Origin of the sequence: Pseudomonas sp. NPDC090203 (genome assembly GCF_044746765.1) — a bacterium.
Lineage (GTDB): Bacteria > Pseudomonadota > Gammaproteobacteria > Pseudomonadales > Pseudomonadaceae > Aquipseudomonas > Aquipseudomonas putida_AD.
Map to the genome: position 1 here is coordinate 443,474 of NZ_JBIVCV010000003.1, position 20,217 is coordinate 463,690.

18 protein-coding genes are annotated in these 20,217 nt (G+C 62.7%); 13 read left to right on the top strand and 5 right to left on the bottom strand.

Annotation, left to right across the window (positions count from 1 at the left end):
* The first annotated feature begins 84 nt into the window (after positions 1–84).
* A complete protein-coding gene (locus tag ACIPO9_RS07440) occupies positions 85–315 on the top strand; it encodes a DUF2970 domain-containing protein (RefSeq protein ID WP_400779725.1) in 231 nt (76 codons plus the stop codon).
* Positions 316–327: 12 nt separating this feature from the next.
* On the opposite strand, the gene ACIPO9_RS07445 is transcribed toward ACIPO9_RS07440, so the two are convergent.
* A complete protein-coding gene (locus tag ACIPO9_RS07445) occupies positions 328–1,413 on the bottom strand; it encodes an ABC transporter substrate-binding protein (RefSeq protein ID WP_400779727.1) in 1,086 nt (361 codons plus the stop codon).
* 559 nt (positions 1,414–1,972) lie between these two features.
* Here ACIPO9_RS07445 and ACIPO9_RS07450 point away from each other — a divergent pair.
* Together ACIPO9_RS07450 and ACIPO9_RS07455 are read left to right on the top strand one after the other, a co-directional pair.
* A complete protein-coding gene (locus ACIPO9_RS07450) occupies positions 1,973–3,631 on the top strand; it encodes a nitrite/sulfite reductase (RefSeq protein WP_274130293.1) in 1,659 nt (552 codons plus the stop codon).
* On the top strand, positions 3,615–4,109 hold the full coding sequence (locus tag ACIPO9_RS07455) for a DUF934 domain-containing protein (RefSeq protein ID WP_274130295.1): 495 nt from the start codon (positions 3,615–3,617) through the stop codon (positions 4,107–4,109). Before ACIPO9_RS07450 ends, ACIPO9_RS07455 begins: the two co-directional genes overlap by 17 nt.
* A gap of 199 nt (positions 4,110–4,308) precedes the next feature.
* Here the strand turns inward: ACIPO9_RS07455 and sohB are convergent, their stop codons facing one another.
* A complete protein-coding gene (gene sohB, locus ACIPO9_RS07460) occupies positions 4,309–5,331 on the bottom strand; it encodes a protease SohB (RefSeq protein ID WP_400779729.1) in 1,023 nt (340 codons plus the stop codon).
* A gap of 218 nt (positions 5,332–5,549) precedes the next feature.
* On the opposite strand from sohB, the gene ACIPO9_RS07465 reads away from it, so the two are divergent.
* The 6 genes from ACIPO9_RS07465 to ACIPO9_RS07490 all read left to right on the top strand — a co-directional run bounded on the left by ACIPO9_RS07465 (position 5,550) and on the right by ACIPO9_RS07490 (position 11,192).
* Positions 5,550–6,260, top strand: a complete 711-nt coding sequence (locus ACIPO9_RS07465; RefSeq protein WP_400779731.1) for a histidine phosphatase family protein — start codon at positions 5,550–5,552, stop codon at positions 6,258–6,260.
* A gap of 57 nt (positions 6,261–6,317) precedes the next feature.
* The gene (locus tag ACIPO9_RS07470; protein ID WP_274130299.1) at positions 6,318–6,632 is read left to right on the top strand and encodes an SCP2 sterol-binding domain-containing protein; all 315 of its coding nucleotides are present in this window, start codon (positions 6,318–6,320) and stop codon (positions 6,630–6,632) included.
* Positions 6,633–6,925: 293 nt separating this feature from the next.
* Complete coding sequence (locus tag ACIPO9_RS07475; protein WP_400779733.1) at positions 6,926–7,993, top strand: phosphotransferase family protein; 1,068 nt, start codon at positions 6,926–6,928, stop codon at positions 7,991–7,993.
* A gap of 34 nt (positions 7,994–8,027) precedes the next feature.
* Complete coding sequence (locus ACIPO9_RS07480; RefSeq protein WP_400779735.1) at positions 8,028–8,795, top strand: SDR family oxidoreductase; 768 nt, start codon at positions 8,028–8,030, stop codon at positions 8,793–8,795.
* A gap of 206 nt (positions 8,796–9,001) precedes the next feature.
* Positions 9,002–10,141: a Gfo/Idh/MocA family protein gene (locus ACIPO9_RS07485; RefSeq protein ID WP_400779737.1), complete on the top strand. Its 1,140-nt coding sequence runs from the start codon at positions 9,002–9,004 to the stop codon at positions 10,139–10,141.
* 277 nt (positions 10,142–10,418) lie between these two features.
* On the top strand, positions 10,419–11,192 hold the full coding sequence (locus ACIPO9_RS07490; protein ID WP_400779739.1) for a TSUP family transporter: 774 nt from the start codon (positions 10,419–10,421) through the stop codon (positions 11,190–11,192).
* Here ACIPO9_RS07490 and nudC read toward each other — a convergent pair.
* A complete protein-coding gene (gene nudC, locus ACIPO9_RS07495) occupies positions 11,154–12,002 on the bottom strand; it encodes an NAD(+) diphosphatase (RefSeq protein WP_274130308.1) in 849 nt (282 codons plus the stop codon). The two genes, ACIPO9_RS07490 and nudC, sit on opposite strands and share 39 nt — an antisense overlap.
* Before the next feature lie 103 nt (positions 12,003–12,105).
* On the bottom strand, positions 12,106–12,918 hold the full coding sequence (locus ACIPO9_RS07500; RefSeq protein ID WP_400779741.1) for a crotonase/enoyl-CoA hydratase family protein: 813 nt from the start codon (positions 12,916–12,918) through the stop codon (positions 12,106–12,108).
* Positions 12,919–13,202: 284 nt separating this feature from the next.
* On the opposite strand from ACIPO9_RS07500, the gene ACIPO9_RS07505 reads away from it, so the two are divergent.
* The 4 genes from ACIPO9_RS07505 (at position 13,203) to ACIPO9_RS07520 (ending at position 19,680) form a co-directional block, all read left to right on the top strand.
* Entirely contained in the window at positions 13,203–14,687 is a 1,485-nt protein-coding gene (locus tag ACIPO9_RS07505) for an ATPase domain-containing protein (RefSeq protein WP_274130311.1), read from the top strand.
* The gene (locus ACIPO9_RS07510; RefSeq protein WP_400779743.1) at positions 14,684–16,714 is read left to right on the top strand and encodes a response regulator; all 2,031 of its coding nucleotides are present in this window, start codon (positions 14,684–14,686) and stop codon (positions 16,712–16,714) included. Before ACIPO9_RS07505 ends, ACIPO9_RS07510 begins: the two co-directional genes overlap by 4 nt.
* Positions 16,715–17,010: 296 nt before the next feature.
* Positions 17,011–18,795: an ATP-binding protein gene (locus ACIPO9_RS07515; RefSeq protein WP_400779745.1), complete on the top strand. Its 1,785-nt coding sequence runs from the start codon at positions 17,011–17,013 to the stop codon at positions 18,793–18,795.
* Positions 18,796–19,188: 393 nt separating this feature from the next.
* Positions 19,189–19,680, top strand: a complete 492-nt coding sequence (locus tag ACIPO9_RS07520) for a GNAT family N-acetyltransferase (protein ID WP_400779747.1) — start codon at positions 19,189–19,191, stop codon at positions 19,678–19,680.
* Positions 19,681–19,684: 4 nt separating this feature from the next.
* On the opposite strand, the gene ACIPO9_RS07525 is transcribed toward ACIPO9_RS07520, so the two are convergent.
* The gene (locus ACIPO9_RS07525; protein ID WP_400610624.1) at positions 19,685–20,149 is read right to left on the bottom strand and encodes a GNAT family N-acetyltransferase; all 465 of its coding nucleotides are present in this window, start codon (positions 20,147–20,149) and stop codon (positions 19,685–19,687) included.
* Positions 20,150–20,217: the final 68 nt, after the last annotated feature.

Genomic DNA, 20,217 nt, shown 5'->3' on the forward strand with positions numbered 1-20,217 from the left:
CGGCTGGGTTCAAACCAGTTGCCCCCACGCAGGCAATATCGCGGCTATCCTTTCTTCAGCCCTTTTGCCGGCGCTGGAGCGAACATGGACAATCCATCCAACGACCCACCTGACCACAAGCCGCCGACCCTCTGGCAGATGCTGCACAGCGTCATGGCGGCAGCATTCGGCGTGCAAAGCCAGAAGAACCGGGCGCGGGACTTCACCCACGGCAAGCCGTCGCACTTCGTGATCCTGGGCATCGTATTCACCGCCGTGTTCGCACTGATCCTGCTGGGCATCGTGCAACTGGTGCTGCACTTCCCCCTGCCCTGAGCCCTGCGCTTTTCAGTTGCTCCCCACCTTCACAAAGGGATACGCGCCCCCCTCCGGACTGCGCCCCTGAGTGAACTGGCGCACATCGATTCCGTAATCGTCACGGCTGTTGGCCTGCATGAAGCGCTGGCTATCCTTGCGCTCACGAAGCTGCATCGCCGATACACGCCAGGTACCGAAGGGCTGGCGGGTCTGGCTGTCGGCCTTGTCGTAATCATTGAGCAGCACCAGGGCCCAGCCCCCGAGGGTGAAATGTCCGCCGGCGTCGACGCTCAACGTGCCGTCGTGCAACGCCTGCAACGCGGCGGTGGAATCGTTGATGGTGCCCACCAGCACGTCCTTGCCCGGCTGCTTGCCGGTTTCGCGCACGGCGTCCATCACGCCAAATGCCATCAGGTCGCTTGCGGCCCAGATCAGGCTGACGTCGGGATAGCGCTTGAGCAACACCTGCGCCTGCTCGTAGGCCCGGTCGCGGCGCCAGCCACCGAGCACGATCTGTCGCAACCGCACCTGAGGGAATTCGGCCAGTGCCCGGTAAAGCCCGCGCTCCCGCTGCAGCGACACCGGCGTGCTGTTGGTACCCGAGAACGCCAGCATGTCGATGAACTGCCCCGCCGGCACTGGCGGATGGGATTCGATCAGGCGCCTGGCAACCAGATAGCCGCCCTCTTCATCGTTGGCGACCACGCTGCCGAGAAAATCCGGGTAGCGACTGCGCAGGTCGCCCAGGATGCTCAATTGGTTGGAGGTAAAGGTGTTGTTGACCGCGACCAGCTTGACCCCGCTGCCCACCGACAGGCGCAGCACTTCGGGTGCGACGTTCAACTCGTTGGAGAACACCAGGTAATCAGGTCGTGCAGTGCCTTGCAGCGCCTGGCGCGCAAAGGTGAGCAGCGTGCGGGTATCGCGGTCGGTGTAGTGGATGGTCAGGTTCATGGCCAGCCGGTCGGCCGCAGCCTGCATGAAGCGGGAATAACTGGACCAATACGGATCCTGGGCCGAGCCCGGGTTGAGGAACACCACCGAAGCCGCCCACGCATTACCCAGCCACAACCCACCCACGACGAGCATGAGGCAGCCACTGAAAAACCTTGCCATCGGACACCGAGCCTCACGCCGAAAACGATACAACCGACCTGCATCAGGCCTGCTTATACCTTATCGGCAAGCGTCGGGTAAGCTCTACCCCGCGCATTGATACCCGGTGCCGGCGTTACTGGTGACTCACCCAGAACACCGCAGCGCCTACGACCAGAATGATGATAAAGAGAATCGCCCAGGCGTCTACGTGACTGTCGGACTTGGCAGGTTTAGGGTGGGATCGGCTCATTGCATCGCCTCTTGTCTGTCTTATTGTCGATGAGACATGGAACTGACCGAAGACGGTTGACCCCGGCCTGAACCTGAGTAAAGTCCAGGGTTATCCCTCTCACAAGTGTGGTCATGAGCAGCCGACGGGTTGCTTATCGCTTTTAGCTATTTGCATATAAAGAAACATCACTTTTGCGCATATTCTCAAACTGCTATTGTCCCCCCGGCCTCGTTGGAGGCTGCGCGACCGTGCGCGCAGATTTGTTTCGGACCCTGAATGCAGGCGGCATAGCATCGCCTCTCAGTTGGTCCAAGCAGCAGTGAACCGCCTGAGAACAGGACCACCATGTACGTATATGACGAGTACGATCAGCGGATCGTCGAGGACCGCGTCAAGCAGTTCCGCGACCAGACCCGCCGCTATCTGGCCGGCGAGCTGAGCGAAGAAGAGTTCCGCCCGCTTCGCCTGCAAAACGGCCTCTATGTCCAGCGCTTCGCCCCGATGCTGCGCGTGGCTGTGCCTTACGGCCAGTTGACGGCGCGCCAGGTGCGCATGCTGGCGAAAATCGCCCGCGACTACGACAAGGGCTACGCGCACATCAGCACCCGCCAGAACGTGCAGTTCAACTGGCCGGCGCTGGAAGACATCCCTGACATCCTGGCTGAACTGGCGACTGTGCAGATGCACGCGATCCAGACCAGCGGCAACTGCCTGCGCAACGTCACCACGGACCAGTTTGCCGGCGTCGCAGCCGACGAGCTGGTTGACCCGCGCCCATGGTGCGAGATCGTGCGTCAGTGGACCACCTTCCACCCTGAATTCGCGTACCTGCCGCGCAAGTTCAAGATCGCGATCAACGGTTCCACCTCCGACCGCGCCGCCATCGAAGTCCACGACATCGGCCTTGAGCCGGTCAAGAACGCCGCTGGCGAACTGGGCTTCCGCGTGCTGGTGGGCGGCGGTCTGGGCCGTACCCCGGTGGTCGGTGCGTTCATCAACGAATTCCTGCCCTGGCAGGACCTGTTGAGCTACCTGGACGCCATCCTGCGGGTCTACAACCGCTACGGCCGTCGCGACAACAAATACAAGGCCCGGATCAAGATCCTGGTCAAGGCGCTCACGCCTGAAGTCTTCGCCGAGAAGGTCGAGGCCGAAATGGCCCACCTGCGCGGCGGCCAGACCACCCTGACCGAAGCCGAAGTGCATCGCGTCGCCAAGCACTTCGTCGATCCGGAGTACAAGGCACTGGCCGACTACAGCGCCGAACTTGCGAACCTGGACCAGGAGCACGCAGGCTTTGCCCGCTGGCGCTCGCGCAACGTGCTGGCTCACAAGAAACCGGGCTACGTGGCCGTGACCCTGTCGCTCAAGCCGACGGGCGTTGCGCCTGGCGATGTCACCGACAAGCAACTGGACGCCATCGCCGATCTGGCCGATCGCTACAGCTTCGGCCAACTGCGCACCTCCCACGAGCAGAACATCATTCTGGCCGACGTCGAGCAGAGCCAGCTGTTCACCCTCTGGGGCGAGCTGCGTGAAGGCGGTTTCGCCACGCCGAACATCGGCCTGCTGACCGACATCATCTGCTGCCCGGGCGGCGACTTCTGCTCGCTGGCCAACGCCAAGTCGATCCCGATTGCCGAATCCATCCAGCGCCGTTTCGACGACCTGGACTACCTGTTCGACATCGGCGAACTGGACCTGAACATTTCCGGCTGCATGAACGCCTGTGGTCACCACCACGTCGGCCACATCGGCATTCTGGGCGTGGACAAGAAAGGCGAAGAGTTCTATCAGGTATCCCTGGGTGGCAGCGCCAGCCGCGATGCCAGCCTGGGCAAGATCCTCGGCCCTTCCTTCGCACAGGACGCCATGCCGGATGTGATCGAGAAGCTGATCGACGTCTACGTTGAGAAACGTACCGAAGACGAACGCTTCATCGACACCTACCAGCGTATCGGCATCGACCCTTTCAAGGAGCGCGTCTATGCAGCGAATCATTAAGAACAACGAAGTCATCGACGAGACCTGGCACCTGCTGCCCAAGGACACCGAGTTCGACAGCCTGTCCAACTGCGACGACCTGATCGTGCCACTGACCCTGTGGCGCGACCATGGTCACGCGCTCAAGGCCCGCGACGGCGGCCTGGGCGTGTGGCTGGACAGCGACGAAGAAGCCGAGGAAATCGGCGATGACATCAAGCACTTCCAGGTCATCGCCCTGAACTTCCCGGCGTTCACCGATGGTCGCAGCTATTCCAATGCGCGCCTGTTGCGTGATCGCTACGGCTTCAAGGGCGAGCTGCGGGCCATTGGCGACGTGCTGCGCGACCAGTTGTTCTACCTGCATCGTTGCGGCTTCGACGCCTTCGCCATCCGCGCGGACAAAGACCCGTACGAAGCGCTGGAGAGTCTCAAGGACTTCTCCGTGACGTACCAGGCTGCAACCGACGAGCCGCTGCCGCTGTTCCGTCGTCGCTAAGCCGACCTTTCGGCCAGCAACAAAAAGCCCCGGTTTCTTACGAAGCCGGGGCTTTTTTGTTTGGGACATACACCCAACCCTGTGGGAGCGAGCTTGCTCGCGAAAGGGCCGGTACGTGCAACACATCTTACAAATCCGACCCGACGCCTTCGCGAGCAAGCTCGCTCCCACAGACTCAGCGCAATGAAATCATCGCGGTTTACCAGAACCGCTGCTGGGTCAGGCGGCTCCACCAGCCGGTCACCAGGCGATCCACCGAGGTGCTGGCCGCAAGGCCGACGCGCTCCTGCAGACTCTTGCGCTCGGCATAATGCAAATGGAACACCTCGGCGGTCTTGGCCTTGTCGGCCAGGTACTCGTCACTGGTCTTCAGTTCGTCCACCAGCAGCTTGTCCTTGGCTGCCATGCCCAGCCACACCTCACCGGTCGCCACTTCATCGATCTGCAACTGCGGGCGATAGCTGGCGACGAAGTTCTTGAACAGCTCGTGGGTGATGTCCAAGTCCTGCTGGAACTTCTCACGGCCCTTCTCGGTGTTTTCGCCAAACACCGTCAGCGTGCGCTTGTATTCACCGGCCGTCAGCACTTCAAAGTCGATGTCGTGCTTCTTCAGCAGACGGTTGACGTTGGGCAGTTGCGCCACCACCCCAATGGAACCCAGCACGGCGAAAGGCGCACTGATGATGCGGTTGCCGATACACGCCATCATGTAGCCGCCGCTGGCCGCGACCTTGTCGATGCAAATGGTCAGCGGAATGCCGGCCTGACGAATCCGCGCCAGTTGCGAGGAGGCCAGCCCGTAGCTGTGGACCATGCCGCCACCGCTTTCCAGGCGCAGCACCACTTCGTCCTTCTCGGTGGCCAGCGACAGCAACGCGGTGATCTCGTGGCGCATGCTTTCAGTGGCCGACGCCTTGATGTCGCCGTCGAAATCCAGCACATAGACGCGCGGCTTGACTTCGACCTGTTTCTTGTCCTTTTTCAGCTCCTTGGCCTGGGACTTGCGCAGCGCCTTGAGCCGCGCCTTGTCCAGCAGCGAGCCTTCCAGGCGGTCACGCAGGCCCTTGTAGAAATCGTTGAGCCTGGTCACATGCAACTGCCCGCCACCACCGCGACGACCGCGGCCGCGCAGCGAAGCGATGACAATCAGCACCATGACGATGGCAACCACCACGGTCACGGTCTTTGCCAGGAAGCTGGCGTAATCGAAAATGAACTCCACAGAGGCTCCTTACCTGCACGTCAGAACCTTGAACCAAGGCCCGTTCACAAATCGCGAATGAGCCCAGCATACCGGCGCGCCTCGCGCCGGGCCAGCTACACGACTGTCAAAGATCATGACAATCGCACAATTCAAACAAGCGTATGTTTTTTTATTGACAGACCCTGCACCCTGCTCATAACCTCGCTTCACTTTCAGCGTGTCGGGATGACGCGAACGTGGGCAGCATCTACCTCATAAGACATGGCCAGGCCTCCTTTGGTGCGGACGATTACGACGTTCTGTCGCCCACCGGCTATCGTCAGGCAGAAGTGCTCGGCGCGCACCTGGCACAACTGGGTCTGAGCTTCGACCGTTGCATCAGCGGCAGCCTGTTCCGCCAGCGTCATACGGGCGAAACGGTGATGGCCCAGCTGGACGCCGCCGGTTTCAAACAGCCCGCGCTGGAAATCGACCCCGGCTTCAATGAATTCGATGCCGAAGGCGTGATCCGCGCGCTGCTGCCGGCGATGCTTCCCGATGAACCCGAAGCGCTGGAGATCATGCGCAACGCCGCGCACAACCGCGCCGAGTTCCAGCGTCTGTTCGCGCTGATCATTGGCCGCTGGCTGGGCGGCGAGCACGACACCCCGGCACTGCAAAGCTGGCTGGCATTCGTCGCCCAGGCGCAGGCTGGCCTTGGGCGGATTCTCGACAGCGCAGCTCCAAGCGAGCGTATCGCCGTATTTACCTCGGGCGGAACCATCACCGCCCTGCTCCACCAGATCACTCAGATGCCCGCGCTGCAGGCGTTCGAGCTCAACTGGCAAATCGTCAACACCTCGCTCAACCATCTGAAGTTCCGTGGTCGCGAGGTGTCCCTGGCTTCCTTCAACAGTAGTGCCCATCTGCAACTGATGAAGGCGCCGGAGCTCATCACCTACCGCTGAGCCCGGCCAAACGCACCGCAAGGTGCCTGCAAATCACTTATCTAAAAGGATGACACCATGACTTCCGTAGCCGATGCCGTACAAGCCATGAAAGCCAAGTTCGACCCAAGCGCCGCTGCCGGCCTGGACCTGGTGTTCGGTTTCCGTATCGACGAATCCAAGCACTTCTCGCTGATCGTCAAGGACAAGACCTGCGAACTGCAGGAAGGCGAAAACCCTGACGCCCAGGTGACCCTGGTGATGGACGGCGAGACCCTGGCGGGCATCGTTTCCGGCGAAACCGACGGCATGCAGGCCTTCATGGGCGGCAAGCTGCGCGCCGAAGGCGACATGATGCTGGCGATGAAGCTGAGCGAGCTGTTTCCGTCGTAAGACGTGGCAACAACCCCTGTAGGAGCGCGCTTGCCCGCGACCGTTTCAGACGGCACAGCGTGCGCAGGCACACCGCCATCGCGGGCAAGCGCGCTCCTACAGAGATCGAGCCAGACCGAAGCCTCCGGGCTTCGGTTTTTTTTGCTCTACGGTTTATGCACACCGCGAATCAAAGCGGCTGATCGCCCTGTAACACGCTTGCCTATAAGGCCCCGTGCACGTTGTTCCAGAGCCTTGCTCGCATTAGATTAGCCAATGATCCTGACCAACCAAAATAAACAGCAGGGATAAGCATGGCCTTAACCGACCAGTCCACCCAGGTTCGATCCGGCGAAGAACTCGACGCTGCGCTTATCGACCCTTACCTCAAGGCCCAGATTCCGGGCCTGCGTGGCGAGCCGCAGATCAGCCAGTTTCCCGGCGGGGCCTCCAACCTCACCTACCTGTTGGCCTACCCCGATCAGGAGTTCGTCCTGCGCCGTCCGCCTTTCGGCCACAAGGCCAAGAGCGCCCACGACATGGGCCGCGAATTCCGCATTCTCAACCAGCTCAAGGACGCCTTCCCGTATTGCCCCAAGGCCTACGTGCACTGCACCGATGAAGCGGTACTCGGCGCCGAGTTCTACGTCATGGAGCGGGTCAAGGGCATCATCCTGCGCTCCGAGCTGCCTGCCGAGCTGAACTTCGACGCTGCGCAGACCGAGGCCCTGTGCAAGAGCTTCATCGACAAACTGGTGGACCTGCACCAGGTCGACTACAACGCCTGCGGCCTGGGCGATCTGGGCAAGCCCCAGGGTTACGTCGAGCGCCAGATTCGCGGCTGGACCGAGCGCTATGAGAAGGCCCGCACCGCCGATGCGCCAAGCTGGGAGAAGGTCGCGCGCTGGCTGGACGACAAGAAGCCTGCCGATCACCCGGTGTCGAGCCTGGTGCATAACGATTACCGCTTCGACAATGTGATCCTCGACCCCGCCAACCCGATGCAGATCATCGGCGTACTGGATTGGGAACTAACCACCCTGGGCGATCCGCTGATGGACCTGGGCAACAGCCTGGCCTACTGGATCGAAGCCAATGACCCTGCACCCGTGCAGATGATGCGCCGCCAGCCCAGCCATGCGCCGGGCATGCTGACCCGCGAGCAGTTCGTGGCCTACTACGCCGAACGTTCGGGAATCCGCATCGACAATTTCGATTTCTATTACACCTATGGCCTGTTCCGCCTGGCCGGCATCGTGCAGCAAATCTACTACCGGTTTTTCCACGGCCAGACCCAGGACAAGCGCTTCGCCCAGTTCATCCACATGAACAAGCTGCTGGAACACATGGCCCTGCAGGTCATCGACCGCTCCGCGCTCTAACCTCTGACGATTGCGACACGATAAGGAAGACAACATGTCCAAGACCCACTTGTTCGACCTCGATGGCAAGATCGCCTTCGTTTCCGGCGCCAGTCGCGGTATCGGCGAGGCCATCGCCAAGCTGCTCGCGCAGCAAGGCGCCCACGTCATCGTCTCCAGCCGCAAGATCGAAGGCTGCCAGCAGGTGGCCGATGCGATCATCGCTGACGGCGGCAAGGCCACTGCGATTGCCTGCCACATCGGTGAGATGGAGCAGATCACCTCGGTCTTCGCGCGCATTCGTGAGGAATTCGGCCGGCTGGACGTCCTGGTCAACAACGCGGCCACCAACCCGCAGTTCTGCAATGTGCTGGACACTGACCTGGGCGCGTTCCAGAAGACAGTGGACGTGAACATTCGCGGCTATTTCTTCATGTCCGTGGAGGCCGGCAAGCTGATGCGCGAGCACGGCGGCGGCAGCATCATCAACGTGGCGTCGATCAACGGCGTCTCGCCGGGTATCTTCCAGGGCATCTATTCGGTGACAAAGGCTGCGGTCATCAACATGACCAAGGTGTTCGCCAAGGAATGCGCGCAGTTCGGCATTCGTTGCAATGCGCTGCTGCCGGGCCTGACCGACACCAAATTCGCCTCGGCGCTGGTCAGCAACGAGAAGATCCTCAACACCGCGCTGCAGCAGATCCCGCTCAAGCGCGTTGCCGACCCGAGCGAGATGGCAGGTACCGTGCTGTACCTGGCCAGCGATGCATCGAGCTACACCACGGGCGTGGCGTTGAATGTGGATGGCGGGTTTCTGTCCTGACCCCCAACCTCTGTAGGAGCGCGCTTGCCCGCGACCGCGCCATTTCAGGCGGTACAGCGTGCGCAGGCACACCGCCATCGCGGGCAAGCGCGCTCCTACAGGGCTGAGGTGAATTTGAGGGTTCGCTGATGGAATAATGATTCCATCCGAGCCCGGCAGCGAATACATTTTCCGCATAACAACATCCCGTCAAAGGACCTGCTGTCATGCGCGAATCGACTCTCCCCACCCTGGGCATCGGCCTGATCGGCACGGGCTTCATGGGCCGGGCTCACGCCCTGGCGTTCCAGAATGCCCGCACCACCTTCGATCTCCCGGTCAATCTCAAACTCAGCGCCCTGGCCGACGCCGATGCCGCCCGCGCCGAACAATGCGCCCGTTCCTGGGGTTTCGAGCGCAGCCACGCTGACTGGCAACAGTTGATCGCCGATCCGGCCGTGGACCTCGTGGCCATCACCACCCCCAATCATCTGCACTACCCCATGGCCATGGCTGCGCTGGAAGCGGGCAAGGCGGTGTACTGCGAAAAGCCCCTAGCGGTGAGCCTTGAGCAAGCCCGGGCCATGCAGCAGGCCGCGCAAAAGGCCGGCGTGGTCACGCGGGTCGGCTACAACTACCAGCACAACCCGATGATCGGCCTCGCCCGGCAGATGATCGAAAGCGGTGAGCTGGGGCAGATCATCAGCTTTCAGGGCGAATTCAGCGAAGACTTCATGGGCGATCCGCAGCAGCCGTGGTCCTGGCGTTGCGAGCAGGCCCACGCCGGTGGCGCGCTGGCGGACCTGGGCAGTCATTTGCTGGCCATGGCCCGCTATCTGTTGGGCGATGTCGAAGCGGTGTGCGCCGACGCCCAGACAGTTCACGGCCAACGCCCGGCGAGCAAGGGCAGTCACGAGCAGCGTGCGATCGGCATCGACGACCAGACCTACGCCCTGCTGCGCTTCGCCAACGGCGCGCGGGGCACCTTTGCCAGCAGTTGGCTCAAGCATGGGTACAAGAACCACCTGAGCTTCGAAATCAGCGGCACGCTGGGGACTCTGTCGTTCGATCAGGAACGCTTGAACGAGCTGCGGCTGTATCGCGCGGGGGCGCCGGGGCGTGATGGTTTCCAGCGGATTCTGGCGGGCCCCGCGCAAGCCGGTTATGCGGCGTTCTGCCCGGCGCCGGGGCACCAGCTGGGGTACAACGAGTTGAAGACCCTTGAGGTCCATGCCCTGATCCAGGCGTTATGCGGGAAAGGCAACGAAGGGCCGGATTTCGCCGAGGCCCTTGAGGTGGAACGGCTGGCCAGTGCCATTCGCATTGCGGCCAGGGAGATGCGGTGGGTGACGGTTTCGGATGTCTGAAGCGTTCACCCGCTTTTGATTCTGGCCGGAGGCCGTAGGAGCGTAGCTTGCTCGCGATCTACCGCGAAGCGGTAGCAAAATCAAGCACCTCAGTCGTGTCAGCAGTACGGCGTGGGCAGGGTTTACTGCCGGTTCCCGGCAGATCGCGAGCAAGCTACGCTCCTACGCCCTCCGGGCAGAATCAAGAGCAATACCGCACCAAAACGGCAATCCTCACTGGTAGAATGCCGCGCTTCCGGGCAGCCATTCTGCCCGTCTGCCAAGTAAGCCCTTGCCCATGCCGTTCGAACTCACCGTAGACCCCACCACGCTGCTGGTGCTCGCCCTTGTCGCCTTCGTTGCCGGTTTCATCGATGCCATCGCCGGTGGCGGCGGATTGCTGACCACCCCTGCCTTGCTCACTGCCGGTCTGCCACCGCACCTGGTGCTGGGCACCAACAAGCTGAGCTCGACCTTCGGTTCGGCCACGGCAAGCTTCACCTTCTACCGGCGCAAGCTGTTCCATCCCGCGCAGTGGAAACGCGGCCTGATCGGCACGCTGATCGGCGCACTGGTGGGGGCCGTCGTCGCGCATTACCTGCCCGCCGAACTGCTCAACCAGATGCTGCCAGTGATCGTCTTCGGTTGCGGCCTGTACCTGCTGTTCGGCGGCACGCCCAAGGCGCCGCTGGACAGCGACGCGCCGATCAAGACCCGCTGGCAGTTTCCCCAGGGTTTCGGCCTGGGCTTCTACGACGGTGTCGCAGGCCCCGGCACCGGCGCATTCTGGACCGTCAGCACGCTGCTGATGTACCCGGTGGATCTGGTCAAGGCCAGTGGCGTGGCGCGCAGCATGAACTTCGTCAGCAACGCGGCGGCCCTGACGATCTTCGCCATCAACGGCTCGGTGGACTGGGCGATTGGCCTGGTCATGGGCTCGGCGCTGATGGTCGGCGCGTTCCTGGGTGCCCGCACCGCCATCCAGGGCGGCGCGAAGTTCATCCGCCCGGTGTTCATCACCGTGGTACTGGCGTTAACCATCCGCCTGGCCTGGCAGCACTGGTTTAGCTAAACCCAGGCGCTCGGCCAGATACAGGTCGATGAGGTAACGCGCAATGGAACGGCTGGCCGGTAACGGCGGCATGTCGTGAATGCTGAACCATTGCGCATCTTCGATCTCGTCGGCCTGGGGCACGATGTCGCCGCTTTCATACTCGGCGTGGAAACCCAGCATCATCGAGTGCGGGAACGGCCAGCACTGGCTGCCCTTGTACTGGATGTTCCTGACCTTGATCCGCACCTCCTCCATCACCTCGCGGCGCAGGCAATCCTCGGCCGATTCCCCCGGCTCGGCAAAGCCTGCAAGGGTGCTGTAGACCCCCGTGACGAAACGCGGCGAGCGCGCCAGCAGCACTTCATCGCCGCGGGTCACCAGCACGATCATGCTCGGTGAAATGCGCGGATAGGCGCGCAGGTCGCAGTCCTTGCAGTACATCGCCCGCTCGCCCGGAACTTGGGTCGTCGCCTGGCCGCAACTGCCGCAAAAGCGGTGTTCCCGCGCCCAGGTGCTGATCTGCGCGGCGTAACCGAGTTTCTGGAAAACGTCGATGTCATCCGCCAGCATGAACTGGCGCAAGGTCTGCCAATGGGTGCCAGGCAGCTCGACCGCATGCTTGAGCACCTGCACGTAGACCGGCTCGCCGTCGAAATGGCCGATGCCATGCTCGCTGAGCAAAGGCAGATCCTGCTGCTTGAGCCACTGGCGGGGAAACATCACCCCGTTGCCGTCCAGCATGAAGCCCTGATCACTGTGAACTACGGCCCAACCCCCTGCGCTCTGGGTGTCGAGCACAGCGGTGGTCCAACGCCTGGGGCGCGTCATGAAAGCACTCCTCTAATGGGCAACCCTCGCCGCTCGGCGCGCGCCCACAGAGGTGCGCGTCAGGTTCGGCGGCGTCGGGTGCCTGCGAATCCGGGGTTGCCGGTCAATTGTCGAAGACCGGCTTCTGTTTGCCCATGTGGGCAACCATGGCCAGTTTAAGGTCCGCTGATTGCAACATGGCAGCGTTCCACGTGGCAACGTATTCAAGCCCGTCATCGACACTGTGGTCGCGCATGTAGCCGATCATCCGCTTGCTGCCGGCGACGGCAATCGGCGACTTGGCGGCGATTTCCCGGGCGATGCCAAACACGCCTTCGAGCAACTGTTCATGATCGGCGAAGGTGCGGTTGACCAGGCCGATGCGCAGCGCTTCGCTGGCGTCCACGTTGCGCCCGGTGTAGGCCATCTCGCGCATCATGCCGTCGCCGATCAGCCGGGGCAGGCGTTGCAGGGTGCCGACATCGGCGGCCATGCCCATGTCGATTTCGCGGATGGAAAACAGCGCGTCGTCGGCTGCGTAACGCATGTCGCAGGCGCTGATCAGGTCGATGGCGCCACCGATGCAGTAGCCCTGCACCGCCGCCAGCACCGGCTTGCTGCAACGGTCGACCACGCTGAATGACTCCTGCATCTGCAGGATCTTGCGCCGCAGCATCCGGGCGTTGCGGCCCACGTCCTTGCCCAGTTCGTTGGCCACCTGGGCCAGCATCATCAGGTCGATGCCAGAAGAAAAATGCTTGCCCGCACCGCTGAGCACCACCGCGCGGATTTCATCGGTGTCTTCGATCCAGTGGAAAATATCGATGATCTCGCTCCAGAACGCCGCGTTCATGGCGTTGATCTTTTCCGGGCGATTGATTTGCACGTGGGCGATGTGGTCGGTCAGTTCGACCTTGAAAGCGCTGTAGTCGGACACGGCGAAGATCCTTGAATGGCCTGCGGTGGGTGTGAAATCCAGACGGGCGACTATATCAAGCCCGATTTTCAGTCGCAGGCCACGGTTGCGCCATTTGCCGGACCAATGCCGAGCAGAATCAGTGACCGTCCATGTCTGCCTTGGCCCGAAGAATGGAACCGCCGCCTGGCTGCACGGTCCAGAATGATGGCAGCGAGCAATCGCACATCCTTGTCATGTTCGTTGCCCCGGCGGCAGTCTCAGGACGGCTCGCCACTCTTTCTCAAGTCGCATGAGGGCGATACTTGACTACATCAAAAGCAGCAACCGGCATCGTGGGCCTGGACGACATTCTGTCCGGCGGTCTTTCACGCAGCCACGTCTTCCTTCTGGAAGGCGAACCAGGCACCGGCAAGACCACCGTTGCCCTGCAATTTCTGCTGGCAGGCGCTGCAGCGGGCGAGCGTTGCCTGTACATCACGCTGTCCGAGACCGAGCGCGAACTGCGCGACGGCGCCCGCTCCCACGGGTGGGAACTGGACGAACAGATCAGCGTATTCGAGCTCACCCCGCCCGAAGACCTGCTCAATGCCGAGCACCAGCAGAGCCTGCTGTACTCCTCGGACCTTGAGCTGGGCGAGGCCACCCGGCAGATCTTCGACATCGTCGAGCAGGTCAAGCCGTCGCGCGTGGTGATCGACAGCCTCTCGGAAATCCGCCTGCTGGCCCAGAGTTCGCTGCGCTATCGTCGGCAGATCCTGGCGATCAAGCACTACTTCTCCCGGTATGACGCCACCGTCATCCTGCTCGATGACCTGACCACCGAACTGCTGGACAAGACCGTGCACAGCGTGGCCCACGGCGTGATCCGCCTTGAGGAACTGACCCCCAACTACGGTGCCGAGCGTCGGCGCCTGCGGGTGGTGAAGTATCGCGGCCAGCGCTATCGCGGCGGTTATCACGACTTCAACATCCTGGAAGATGGCGTGCATGTGTTCCCGCGCCTGGTGGCTGCCGAGCACCGCTCCGCCTACCGGAGCAACCAGTTGAGCAGCGGCATCGAGGAACTTGACGCGTTGCTCGGTGGTGGCGTCGACAGCGGCTCCAGCACCCTGATCCTCGGCCCTGCCGGTACCGGCAAGTCGCTGGTCAGCCTGGTGTTTGCAGCTGCCGCCGTGATGCGCGGCGAGCGGGTTGGCCTGTTCATCTTCGATGAAGAAATCGGCCTGCTGTTCGAGCGCATGCGCAAGGTCGGGATCGATCTGGCTGCGCTGCAGGAAACCGGCAATCTGCTGATCGAACAAGTGGACGCCGCCGAACTGTCACCCGGTGAGTTCTCCCACCGTGTACGGCGCAGTGTCGATGAGTTGCAGATTCGCACCGTGGTCATCGACAGCGTCAACGGCTACCGCGCCGCCATGCCGGAAGAAAATGCGCTGGTGCTGCACATCCATGAGCTGCTGCTGTACCTTAATCGCCAGGGTGCATCGACGTTCATCACCGTGGCGCAACACGGCCTGGTGGGTGACATGCAGTCGCCGGTGGACATCACTTACCTGGCCGACACCGTGATTCTGTTGCGCTACTTCGAGGCGCTGGGCAAGGTGCGTCGAGCCATCTCGATCATCAAGAAGCGCACCGGCAGCCACGAATCGACCATCCGGGAATACCGCATCAGCCGCAACGGCCTTAGAATCGGCATGCCGCTGGAAGCCTTCCAGGGCGTCTTGCGCGGGGTGCCGCAGTACCTTGGCGAAAACAATCCGCTACTGCAGGATGAGGAAGTGTGAGCACACCGGGACAACTATCAGAACGGGCAATCATTCTCGCGCCCCACGGCCGCGACAGCCAAATTGCCTTGATGATCCTGCAGGAAGCAGGCTTCCCGGCACTGGTCACCCACGATCTGGCGGGCCTGTGTCGGGAGATGGCATCCGGAGCCGGCCTTGCCATCGTCGCCGACGAGGCGCTGCGCGGTGTCGATCTCAATCCATGGCTGACGCTCCTGGCGAACCAGCCTGCCTGGTCCGACCTGCCCATCGTGCTGCTGACCCGCCACGGTGGGCCGGAACACAACCCTTCTGCGCGGCTTGGCAAGATGCTGGGCAATGTGACCTTTCTCGAGCGGCCGTTTCACCCGGCGACCCTGGTCAGCCTGGTGACCACTGCCGTGCGCGGCCGGCGCCGGCAGTACGATGCCCGCAGCCGCATGGAGGATCTGCTCGAAAGCGAGCAGCGCCTGCAACACGCGCTCAAGGCCGGACGGCTGGGTTCATGGCAACTGGAAGCCGAGCACTTGCAGCTCGATTGCTCGGCGATCAGCAAGGTGCACTTCGGACGCGATGAGCACGCATCGTTCAGCTACCACGACTGGCTGGAGTCGGTGTACCCGGAGGATCAGCCGCGCATGCAGTCAACGCTGCAGCACACGCTGGACAGCGGCGAAGATTTCATCATCGAGTTTCGCAACGTCTGGGCCGATGGCTCGCTGCACTGGGTCGACGCCCGCGCCCGGGCCATTCGCGGGCGCAACGGGCGGGTCAGCCTGCTGGTGGGCGTGACCTCGGACATTACCGAGCGCAAACGGGCTGAAACCCAGTTGCGGCGCCTCAACGAAACCCTCGAACAACAGGTCGAGGAGCGCACCTCGCAGTTGCGCCACAATGAAGAAGTGTTGCGCCAGTCGCAGAAAATGGAAGCGGTCGGCCAGCTCACCGGCGGCATCGCCCACGACTTCAACAACATGCTCACCGGCATCATCGGCAGCCTTGAACTGCTGCGGCGGCGGATCGCCCGTGGCCGCACCGACGACCTGGACGGCCTGATCGACCTGGGCGTGACCTCGGCCAATCGCGCCGCCGCCCTCACCCATCGGCTGCTGGCGTTCTCCCGGCGTCAGTCGCTGGACTCAAAGCCAGTGGAGATGAACGAGCTGGTGCGCTCCATGGGTGAACTGCTGCACCGCAGCGTCAATGAGAGCATCAGCCTGGACATGTGCCTGGACCCGCAACTGTGGACCGCCGAAGCCGACCCCAACCAGCTCGAAAGCGCCCTGCTCAACCTGGTGCTCAATGCCCGGGACGCCATGCCCAACGGCGGCATGCTGATGATCGAAACCTTCAACCGCAACCTGGACCGCCACTTCACCAACGCCCACGAGAATCTGCTGCCCGGGGATTACGTGGTGCTGAGCGTCACGGACACCGGCAGCGGCATGCCGGAAAACGTGATCAACCGCGCCTTCGATCCATTCTTCACCACCAAACCGATTGGCCAGGGCACCGGGCTGGGCCTGTCGATGATCTATGGCTTCAGCAAGCAGTCCCACGGTCATGTGTCCATCGACAGCCAAGTGGGCCATGGCACCACCGTGCAACTGTTCCTGCCCCGCTTCCATGGCAATAAGGATGAGGCGGACGTGGCACTGGATCACCCACCGGCCGGGGCACTGGAGGGCGAGACGATTCTGATTGTCGAGGACGATCCGGCGGTGCGGGCGCTGGTCAGCCAGGTCCTCGGCGAGTTGGGCTATGCGTATCTGGAAGCGGCAGACGCGGTGGGTGCGGTGCCTATCCTGGAATCTGGCCAGCGCATCGATCTGATGATCAGCGACGTCGGCCTGCCAGGCATGAACGGCCGGCAACTGGCCGATATCGGCCGCCAGATGCGGCCTGAACTCAAGGTGCTGTTCATCACCGGTTACGCGGAAAACGCAGGCGTCAGGGCGGGCTTCCTCGAGACCGGCATGCAGATGATCACCAAGCCTTTCGCCTTCGACCAGTTGACGGCCAAGGTCCGCGAAATGATCGAGGGCTGAGCCCGGCCTTGCCTTCAGGAGGCATCCGGGTATGCCGACGCCGGCAAGCCGGACTGCTACGAACAGCGCGCAAGGCGCATACATCGCGGCTACTGATACTCAGGTAGCAGTCCGGCTTGCCGGCGACGGCGATCATCAGGACGCCCCGCCTGCAAGCCGTGCTGCTACGGGTTTGAGTTGTTCTGTCGAACGGCAGGATGCAGTATTCTCCCATCGCCCAAGCGCGATGGAACGGTCAGCCATCGCCGTGGTTCTAAGAGCACATGCCCGTTCACCCTCGAAAAGTGCCACCCTACATGGAACGACTCCGACCTGAAGACGCCATAGGCATTGCTGCGGATGCGGCGTGGTTCTTGCCCGGCACCGGCGAGGTCAGCAGCCTGCTGAAATCCGCCCTGCATCAGCGTTCGCCTCTCGGCCCGCCGACGCAATGGTCCCACAGCCTGAAGACGCTGATGGCGACCACCCTTCCCGTTCAGGCGCAAATCGTCATCTTCTGGGGCCCGCACTACGTCGCGTTGTACAACGACGCCTACGCCCCCACCATCGGCGACAAACACCCCGGTGCCCTAGGGCGGCCGGCCGTGGAGTACTGGGCAGAACTCTGGGATGACCTCGAACCCTTGCTGCGCGGCGTGCGCGAGACCGGCCAGACCTTCTCCGCCAAGGACCGCCCCTTCTACATCAAGCGCAGTGACCGGGGTGAAACGGTGTATTTCGACGTGTCCTACTCGGCCGTGCGCGAACAGGACGGCTCGGTAGGCGGCGTGCTGTGCATCGTCACCGAAACCACCCAGCGAGTGCAGTTCGAGCGGCGTCAGGCCTTTCTGGTGGAGCTGGGCAAGGCACTGCCTTCGTTCAATGATCCGGATGTCATCCAGGCCCATGTGCTGCGTCAACTGGGCAACGAATTCGAGCCTGAGACCATTCGCTTTGCAATCAGCGAGGACGACGGCGAAACCTTCGAACGCCGCCAGTCCTACGAGCGCGGGCGGCTGTTCCGTGATGGCGAGATCCTGAAATGGGACAGCCTGACCCTGAGCCAGTTGCGCGCAGGCTACGTGATCTTCCACCATGAAAGCGGCGCCCGCAGTGGCATGCCGGATCCTGATATCTTCGCCTTTCTTGAACACGAACCGCCCGCCCGCGTGGACATTCCGGTGATTCATCATGGCAAGCTGACGGCCGTCATGAGCATCAGGCCGGCCGCCCTGGAAACCTTTGGCGGCCACCACCTGCGCCTGACCCGGGAAGTCGCCGAGCTTGCCTGGCTGTGGATCAACCACGCCAAGGGCGAGCGCGATCTGCGGCGGCTCAATGAAGAACTTGAAGAGCGCGTGGTCAGCATCGTCGGCGAACGGGAAAGGGTTCTGGCGCAGTTGCACGAGTCGCGCAAGATGGAGATGGTCGGGCAGATCGGCGGCGGCATCGCCCATGACTTCAACAACCTGCTGACACCGATCCTGGCTTCGCTGGAACTCATCGGCCGCAGGACTGACGACACCGGCACCCAGAGACTGGCCAGCAGCGCCATGCAGGCCGCCGAACGCGCAAGGGCGCTGGTGGGCAAACTGCTGACCTTCGCCCGCCGCCAGACCCTCAAGCCCGAGCGCGTGAGCCTGGGGCATCTGGTAGGCGAGCTCCAGGACCTCGTCGAACGCTCGCTGGATGCGGGGATCGACCTCGACATCGCGATCCCTTCCAGCCTGCCCGAGGTGTTCGTGGACCCGCAGCAACTGGAACTGGCCGTGCTCAACCTCGCCGTCAATGCCCGTGATGCCATGCCCGAAGGCGGCCGGTTGTCGATAACCGCCGCCGAGAAGTCCCTGTCCGCGCCCCATGGCTCGATGCCCGCTGGCCACTATGTCAGCCTGACCGTGGCTGACACTGGCTGTGGGATGACGCAAGACATCCTGCAGAGCTGCCTGGAACCCTTCTACTCCACCAAGGGCGCGGGCAAAGGCACCGGGCTCGGGTTGTCGATGGTTCAGGGCCTGGCGGTGCAATCGGGTGGCGGGCTCGATATCGCCTCCCGCCCCGGCGAAGGCACGCAGATCACCCTGTGGCTGCCGCTCGCCTGACCTCAGCCCCCGTCTGGTCTGGATCTGTGGGAGCGGGCTCGCCCGCGAAAGGGGTGGGTCAGGCACCCTCGTAACGTCAGGCCTGACCTCAGCCCCCGTCTGGTCTGGATCTGTGGGAGCGGGCTCGCCCGCGAAAGGGGTGGGTCAGGCACCCTCGTAACGTCAGGCCTGACGCATTCGCGGGCAAGCCCGCTCCCACAGGGTTTCGGTACGCCCGGAATTTGCGATCACCCCCGGCCCCGTAGCAGTCCGGCTTGCCGGCGTCGGGGCCCTTGAGACCGCCAACGCCGGCGAGCCGGACTGCTACGGGGGAATTGAGTGAACGGTTGAGGGCATTGGCCAGCGCCTCGGGTTTTTTCTATCATGGCGCCTCGAATCCTGCCCGAGGTCACCATGAACACGCCCCTTTTTCGCGACGCCACGCCGGCGGACGTCTCCCGCTGCTATCAGATCGAGACCTCGGCCTACGAAGGCGACGAAGCCGCGACCCGGGAAAAGATCGCTATCCGCATCGACCAGTACCCGCAAGGTTTCCAGATCCTGGAGCTGAACGGCGAAGTGATCGGCTTCATCAACGGCGGCTGCGCCCATGAGGTGGTCATGTCCGATGAGGCGTTCAAGGAGCTGATCGGCCACGACAGTGACGCGCCGAACGTGGTGATCATGTCGGTGGTGCTGGACCCCGCCCATCAGGGCAAAGGCTATGCCTCGCTGATGATGCGCCACTTCGTGCAACACATGCGCGGCCTGGGCAAACGCACCATCCACCTGATGTGCAAGGATCGGCATGTCGAGCTGTACGCACGCATGGGCTACCGCTACGTCAAGCCGTCGGACTCCGACCATGGCGGCATGGCGTGGCATGAAATGGTGATGGAGCTCTGATCCATCACTCGACGCCCAACACCTTGCACATGAACACCCGGGCGAAACCGTTCTCGGTCGCCCGGTGTGTCTCGCGATAGCCAAGCCTGGTGTAGATCTCGACGTTCTCCACCATCCGCTCATGGGTATACAGCCGCACCGCGTGGCAGCCGTTGCTCAGCGCATACTCCTCACAGAACGCCATCAGCCGCTTGCCGCCGCCTTTACCTTTGAAGCCGGGCGCGACGGCGATGTTTTCCAGCAGCAGCCCGTCGCCCTCGACGATCATCACCAGCACCCCGACCACCTGCCCGGCATCGGTCAGCACGAAGGTGCCGGGCTGCGCAACCACCTGCCGGTAGTCATCGAGCATGGGCGCCGGCTTGCGGCCGATGCGGGGAATGTACGGGGCGTAGGCGTCGTGGACCAGCGCCGTGATGCTGTCGACATCCTCGGGGCCAGCGCGGCGAATGACGGGTTCGTTATGCAAGCGTTCTCTCCCGGGCCAATGACGACTGTGAACGCCAAGCATGGGCCAGACGATGCATGCTTGCCAAT

What these genes read in the sequence shown, in the direction of transcription:
- ACIPO9_RS07440 (WP_400779725.1), top strand. Translation starts at nt 85, where the DNA reads ATGGACAATCCATCCAACGACCCACCTGACCACAAGCCGCCGACCCTC.
- ACIPO9_RS07445 (WP_400779727.1), bottom strand. Translation starts at nt 1,413, where the DNA reads ATGGCAAGGTTTTTCAGTGGCTGCCTCATGCTCGTCGTGGGTGGGTTG.
- ACIPO9_RS07450 (WP_274130293.1), top strand. Translation starts at nt 1,973, where the DNA reads ATGTACGTATATGACGAGTACGATCAGCGGATCGTCGAGGACCGCGTC.
- ACIPO9_RS07455 (WP_274130295.1), top strand. Translation starts at nt 3,615, where the DNA reads ATGCAGCGAATCATTAAGAACAACGAAGTCATCGACGAGACCTGGCAC.
- ACIPO9_RS07470 (WP_274130299.1), top strand. Translation starts at nt 6,318, where the DNA reads ATGACTTCCGTAGCCGATGCCGTACAAGCCATGAAAGCCAAGTTCGAC.
- ACIPO9_RS07475 (WP_400779733.1), top strand. Translation starts at nt 6,926, where the DNA reads ATGGCCTTAACCGACCAGTCCACCCAGGTTCGATCCGGCGAAGAACTC.
- ACIPO9_RS07480 (WP_400779735.1), top strand. Translation starts at nt 8,028, where the DNA reads ATGTCCAAGACCCACTTGTTCGACCTCGATGGCAAGATCGCCTTCGTT.
- ACIPO9_RS07485 (WP_400779737.1), top strand. Translation starts at nt 9,002, where the DNA reads ATGCGCGAATCGACTCTCCCCACCCTGGGCATCGGCCTGATCGGCACG.
- ACIPO9_RS07490 (WP_400779739.1), top strand. Translation starts at nt 10,419, where the DNA reads ATGCCGTTCGAACTCACCGTAGACCCCACCACGCTGCTGGTGCTCGCC.
- nudC (WP_274130308.1), bottom strand. Translation starts at nt 12,002, where the DNA reads ATGACGCGCCCCAGGCGTTGGACCACCGCTGTGCTCGACACCCAGAGC.
- ACIPO9_RS07515 (WP_400779745.1), top strand. Translation starts at nt 17,011, where the DNA reads ATGGAACGACTCCGACCTGAAGACGCCATAGGCATTGCTGCGGATGCG.
- ACIPO9_RS07520 (WP_400779747.1), top strand. Translation starts at nt 19,189, where the DNA reads ATGAACACGCCCCTTTTTCGCGACGCCACGCCGGCGGACGTCTCCCGC.